The sequence below is a fragment of the Streptomyces sp. NPDC045955 genome, assembly GCF_056430805.1.
Map to the genome: position 1 here is coordinate 36168 of NZ_JBWKKY010000023.1, position 6200 is coordinate 42367.

Genomic DNA, 6200 nt, shown 5'->3' on the forward strand with positions numbered 1-6200 from the left:
AGGCGTGCCGTACAACGTGGCGCGATGGTCGTGGCGGCCTCCGTCGTGGTCGCGGCAGGCTCGGTCGCCGGGGTGCTGTCCGGGTTCGGCGACCGGCGCGGCCCGGACCAGGCCCAGCACCGGGTGGTGTCCGCGTCGCCCCGTCTGGCGCCCTTGCCCGCGGTGCCGTCGGCGTCCCCGTCGGCCACCGGGTCCGCTTCCCCCGCGCCCGCCGTCTCCCCTCCGGTGACGCCGAGCCCCACGCCGTCGCCGTCGCGAACCCGCAAGAAGCGGGAGCGGACCAGCCCCGTGAGCGCCCGGCTCTACCGCCACCCCGACTCCCAGGTGCTCGACTGGGTCCGGGCCAACGCCGGCGATCCCCGCCACGCGGTCATCGCCTCCCGCATCGCCGGCCAGCCGGCCGCCGTCTGGTTCGCCGACTACTCCCCGGACACGCTCACCGCGCGGGTCGCCGCGGTGACGTCGGGCGGTGCCGCGCTGGGCCGGGTGCCCGTCCTCGTGCCGTACGCGATCCCCGGCCGGGACTGCGGCGGGTACTCCCAGGGCGGGGCGCCCGATCTGGACGCCTACGACGCGTGGATCGACCGGTTCGCCGACGGGCTGGGCTCCGGAGAGGTCATCGTCGTCCTGGAGCCGGACTCGGTCGCCCAGGCCGAGTGCCTGTCCGCCGGTGAACGCGCGGACCGCTTCGCCTCGCTGGCCCGGGCCGGACGCATCCTGAAGGCCGCCAATCCGCGGGCCCACGTGTACTTCGACGCGGGACACTCGGGCTGGAACGCGCCCGGCAAGCAGGCGGCCTGGCTGCGGCAGGCCGGTGCCGCCTCGCCCGCCTCCTCCGACGGGATCTTCAGCAACGTGTCCAACTTCCACACCACGGCCGACGAGGTGGCCTACGACCGGCGGGTCCTGGACGCGCTCGGCGGCCCGGCGGGCCTCGGCGCCGTCATCGACACCAGCCGCAACGGCAACGGCGCCCCGCCAGACGGCACGTGGTGCGACCCGGCGGGCCGCAAGCTCGGCCGGACACCGACCCTCAGCACCGGCGAGGACTGGATCGACGCCTATCTCTGGGTCAAGCTGCCGGGGGAGTCGGACGGCTGCAAGGGCGAACCAGGGACGTTCACGGCGTCGTACGCCTACGACTTGGCCTCGTCGTAGGAGCTGGTGCCCTCGTCGAGCAGCGGCGCTTGCGTCTTCAGGTGCGGCGGGGCGAAGGCCCGCAGCGCGTGGTAGCCGGTGATGACGACGAGCGTGCCGAGCGCGATGCCGCTCAGCGAGAAGGTGTCCGTGATCTTCATGGAGACGTTGCCGACGCCGATGATGATGCCGGCCGCCGCCGGGACCAGGTTCAGCGGATTGCGCAGGTCCACCCCGGCGTTGAGCCAGATCTGGGCACCGAGCAGGCCGATCATGCCGTACAGGATCACGGTGATGCCGCCGAGCACACCGCCCGGGATCGCGGCGACGACCGCGCCGAACTTCGGGCAGATGCCGAAGAGCAGGGCGAAGCCGGCGGCGGCCCAGTAGGCGGCCGTGGAGTAGACGCGGGTCGCGGCCATCACGCCGATGTTCTCGGAGTACGTGGTGTTGGGCGGGCCGCCGACCGCGGTGGACAGCATCGAGCCGACGCCGTCGGCCGCGATCGCCGTGCCGAGCTTGTCGTCCAGCGGGTCGCCGGTCATCTCGCCGACCGCCTTGACGTGCCCGGCGTTCTCCGCGACCAGCGCGATGACGACCGGCAGGGCGACCAGGATCGCCGACCACTCGAACGACGGGGCGTGCAGGGTCGGCAGCCCGATCCAATCCGCCTCGGCCACGCCGGAGAGGTCGAGCCGCCAGTGGTCGGTGAGCTTGCCGCTCGCGTCCACCGAGTGGATCCTGCCGAAGACCAGGTCGAAGACCCAGGAGATGCCGTACCCGAAGACCAGCCCCAGGAAGATCGCGATCCGGGACCAGAAGCCGCGCAGACAGACGACCGCCAGCCCGGTGAACAGCATCACGAGCAGGGCCGTCCACTGGTCCTGCGGCCAGTACGTCGAGGCCGTCACCGGCGCCAGGTTGAAGCCGATCAGCATCACCACCGCGCCGGTCACGACCGGGGGCATCGCGGCGTGGATGATCCGCGCCCCGAACCGCCGCACGGCGAGGCCCACGAGGAACAGCGCGACGCCGACGACGAACACCGCGCCGGTCACGGTGGCGCTGCTGCCGCCCTGCGCCCGGATGACCGCCGCCACGCCGACGAAGGACAGCGAGCAGCCCAGATAGCTGGGCACGCGGCCGCGGGTGGCGAGCAGGAACACGACGGTCGCGACGCCCGACATCATGATCGCGAGGTTGGGGTCCAGGCCCATCAGGACCGGCGCCACGAAGGACGCCCCGAACATGGCCACCACGTGCTGGGCACCGAGCCCGGCGGTGCGGGGCCAGGAGAGCCGCTCGTCGGGACGGACCACCGCGCCGGGCGCCGGGGTGCGTCCGTCGCCGCCGTGCAGTTTCCAGCGGACGCCGAGATCCATGGTGCGGTATCGCTTTCGTCGTGCGTGCGAGTGTCCGGACCATTGTCGGGGTGCCTCAGCGGTGGTGATGACCCAGGGCGGTCGGATGCCCGTTCAGGGGCGCGGGTCGGGGACCGCCGCGTCCGATCGGCTGATCGTCGCCCGGTCGCCGGGGCGCAGCACACGCGCGAACGCCACCAGTCCGCAGGACAGCAGCGTCACCAGGGCGAACGACACCATCAGGCTGGTCGCCTGCGCCAGCATGCCGATCGGCGCGACCAGGCCCGAGGTGTACGTGATGGTCGCGACGCCCGCGATGGCCAGGCTCGGGTTGGGCCCGCTGCGGCCCGCCGCCGCGAAGCACAGCGGTACGACGACGGCGATGCCCAGCCCCATCAGCGCGAACCCGGTCATCGCCACCGCCGGGTGCTCCGCGACCACGATCAGCAGCCCGCCGAGGACGGCGAACACGCCGCTCGCCCGAACGGTCCGCACGGCACCGAAGCGGTCCACGACCTTGTCACCGGCGATCCGGGCGATGGCCATGGTGAGCGTGAAGCCCGTCGTGCACGCCGCGGCGAGACCGGCCGAGGTCGCCAACTGCTCACGCAGATAGACCGCCGACCAGTCCAGGCTCGCGCCCTCGGCGAACACGGCGCAGAACCCGATCGCGCCGATGAGCAGCGCCGACCGGGGCGGCAGCGCGAATCGCGGCGGCGGTTCCTCGTCCTCGGCGGGCTGGAGGTCGAGCACCCACTGGCAGGACAGCACGCCGACGACGGTGAGGACCGCGGCGGCCAGGACGTGGTGCAGCCGGGCGTCCGAACCGAGGTGCGCGGCGAGTGTGCCCGCCGCCGAGCCGACCAGGGCGCCCGCGCTCCACATGCCGTGCAGTCCGGACATGATCGACCGGCCGAGGCGGTTCTCGACCTCGACGCCCAGCGCGTTCATCGCCACGTCCGCCATGCCCGCCGTGGCGCCGTAGGTGAACAGGGCCAGGCAGAGCGTGAGCATGTTCGGGGCGAGGGACGGCAGGACCAGCGACAGCGTCCACAGGGCGATCAGTCCGCGCAGCGCGTTGCGGGCACCGAAGCGGTGGCTGACGCTGCCGGCGAGCGGCATCGCGACGGACGCGCCGAGCGCGGGGAAGGCGAGCGCGATCCCCAACTGGCCGGCGCTGACGCCCGCGTGGTCCTGGATCCACGGCACGCGGGTGGCGAACGAGCCGGTCACGGCGCCGTGTACGGCGAAGACGGCGGCCACGGCGTACCGCGACCGCATCACCTCGCGCTGTTCGTAGACCACGTTGCTCATTCTCAGGCCCCCGTCGTCTCCTGGTCTTCCCCGCGTGTGCGCCCGTTGGCGCGCGTTGGCGGGCGTAAACTATCAGGAACCCTGCCTGATAGATAAGGGGATGACCGGTCGACCGGAGCACCCGGCCGTGTGGCCCCGCAGATCTGGAAGGATCCCGGCATGCCCGCATCTCCGAGCACCGCCCGGGCCATCAACGACCGGCTCGCCCTGCGCCTGCTCCAGCAGGAGGGCCCACTGACGGCAGGGCAGTTGAAGCACCTGACCGGTCTGTCCCGGCCGACCATCGCCGACCTCGTCGAACGCCTCACCGCCGCAGGGCTGATCGAGGTGGTCGGCGAGGCGGGAGAGCAGCGGCGCGGGCCCAACGCCAAGGTGTACGGCATCGTCGCCGGCCGGGCGCACCTCGCCGCGCTGGACGTACGCACGGAGGGTGTCGCCGTGGCCGTCGCGGACCTGGTGGGACGGGTGCTGGCCGAGGAGTCGGTGCCCATCGGCGGCGACATGGCGACGGGTCCCGCCGTGGAGCAGGCGGTGGCGCTGGTCGAGCGCGTGGTGAAGGAGGCCGGCGCGGACCGTCTGCACACCGTAGGGATCGGGGCGCCCGGCCTGATCGACCCGGCCAGCGGTGAACTCCGCGACTCCTCCGGGCTGCCGGAGTGGCACCGCCGGCTCGTCGCCGCCCTCCAGGAGCGGCTGCCCGAGGCCCGGGTGAGCGTGGAGAACGAGACCAACCTCGCGGCGCTGGCGGAGCAGCGTGACGGGGCGGCCCGGGACCGGGACACCTTCGTCCTGCTGTGGCTCGGCCACGGAACGGGCGCGGCGGTGGTCCTCGACGGCGCACTACGGCGCGGTGCCTCCGGCGGCACCGGCGAGATCGGTTTCCTCCCGGTCCCGGGTCCCGCCGCGCTGCCGTCCTCGACGGACTGCGAAGGCGGCTTCCACTCCCTGGCCGCGGCGGGCGCGATCGTGGACCTCGCGGCGCGATACGGGGTTTCGCCGGAGCCGGGGCAGGAGCCGTCGGTGGTGGGGGTGGTGCGGGCGGCGGTGGGGCTGGTGGGGTCCGCGGTGGCGCAAGGGCGGCCGGTGCCGGGAGTGGACCAGAGGGAGATGCGAGAGAAGGTGCGGGGTGCCGTCCCCGTTGCCCGTTTCCTCGATGCTCTCGCCGACCGCCTCGCCGTCGGCGTCGCCTCCGTCGTCGCGATCCTGGACCCCGGTTGCGTGGTGCTCGGCGGCGAGGTCGGCCGAGCGGGCGGCGACGAGCTCGCCGCCCGCGTGCAGGAGCGCATCGCCCGGATGACGCCCCTGCCCACGGAGGTACGGACGACCACACTCGGCGGCGGCGCGGTTCTGCGCGGCGCCCTCCTGACGGCCCGCGACCGCGCCCAGGAGGAGCTCTTCGCACCAGGGGAGCGGCCGGTTCAGCGGTGGTAGGCCGTGCCGGGGCTCACGCCCTGGACCGCCCGCTGCCCGCCCGTGCCTGCTCGCCCCCGTACCGCCGCGCCAGGTACTCCTCGAACGTGCCCGTGCCGGTCGCCCGCTGCGGCGTCAGGTGACCACCGCTGCGGAAGCCCCGGAACGCCGCGCCCCACAGCGGTACGTTCACCACCGCCCGGCGCCGCCCGGCCGCCTTCAGATACGCGCGGGCCAAGGACTCGATCGTCCGCACCTGCGGCCCGCCCATGTCCTCGACCCGCCCCGCCGGCGCCCCCGCCGCGAGTCCGGCCAGCCGGTCGGCGACCTCGGCCACCTCGACCGGCTGGTCCCGGACACCCGCCGGCAGAAACAGGACCGGCAGCTTCGACAGCCCCTGGAACACCATGACGAGCAGGTCGTGGAACTGCGTCGCCCGCAGCACCGTCCAGTCGAGCCCCGACTGCTCGATCAGCTTCTCCACCGCGAGCTTGCTCCTGTAGTAGCGCAACGGCACCCGGTCCACGCCCACGATGGAGATGTAGACGAGGTGCCGCACACCGGCCCCGCGCGCCGCCCTGATCAGGTTCGCCGCCGCCCGCTCGTCGCCGCCCTTGGGCGATGACGCGCAGTGCACGATCGTGTCCACACCGGCGACGGCCGCGTCCAGCGCGGCACCGCCCTCCCGCAGGTCCAGCGCGTACGGCTGGGTGTGCCGGCTGAGCACCCGCACGTCGTGCCCGTCCGCGCGCAGTCGCTCGACGACGAGCCGGCCGAGCGTTCCGGTGCCGCCGGTCACCAGGATCGTGGTCATGCTGTTCAGCCCTTTCGGAACGCCGGCGCTCCCGGACGGAGCGCCCTCTGCGACTGAGACCGGACAGCCCCTGCCGAATGTGACATCCCCGCGCGGCGATCCGCGACCGTGCCTGGCGTTCGCCTTCGTGCCCGGCGCGACTGGTGTTCCGCTCCGGCGATCCG

At 73.5% G+C, this 6200-nt stretch carries 5 protein-coding genes; 2 read left to right on the forward strand and 3 right to left on the reverse strand.

The features are described from left to right. Positions 1 to 24 precede the first annotated feature (24 nt). Positions 25 to 1158, forward strand: a complete 1134-nt coding sequence (locus AC07F0_RS33610) for a glycoside hydrolase family 6 protein (RefSeq protein WP_478983769.1) — start codon at positions 25 to 27, stop codon at positions 1156 to 1158. On the opposite strand, the gene AC07F0_RS33615 is transcribed toward AC07F0_RS33610, so the two are convergent. Beyond that, entirely contained in the window at positions 1137 to 2519 is a 1383-nt protein-coding gene (locus tag AC07F0_RS33615) for a uracil-xanthine permease family protein (RefSeq protein ID WP_478983721.1), read from the reverse strand. The two genes, AC07F0_RS33610 and AC07F0_RS33615, sit on opposite strands and share 22 nt — an antisense overlap. Positions 2520 to 2612: 93 nt before the next feature. Next, on the reverse strand, positions 2613 to 3812 hold the full coding sequence (locus AC07F0_RS33620; RefSeq protein ID WP_478983722.1) for an MFS transporter: 1200 nt from the start codon (positions 3810 to 3812) through the stop codon (positions 2613 to 2615). 159 nt (positions 3813 to 3971) lie between these two features. Between AC07F0_RS33620 and AC07F0_RS33625 the strand changes: the two genes are divergently transcribed. Next, the gene (locus AC07F0_RS33625) at positions 3972 to 5243 is read left to right on the forward strand and encodes an ROK family transcriptional regulator (RefSeq protein ID WP_478983723.1); all 1272 of its coding nucleotides are present in this window, start codon (positions 3972 to 3974) and stop codon (positions 5241 to 5243) included. A gap of 13 nt (positions 5244 to 5256) precedes the next feature. On the opposite strand, the gene AC07F0_RS33630 is transcribed toward AC07F0_RS33625, so the two are convergent. Continuing rightward, the gene (locus tag AC07F0_RS33630) at positions 5257 to 6036 is read right to left on the reverse strand and encodes an SDR family oxidoreductase (RefSeq protein WP_478983724.1); all 780 of its coding nucleotides are present in this window, start codon (positions 6034 to 6036) and stop codon (positions 5257 to 5259) included. Positions 6037 to 6200 lie beyond the last annotated feature (164 nt).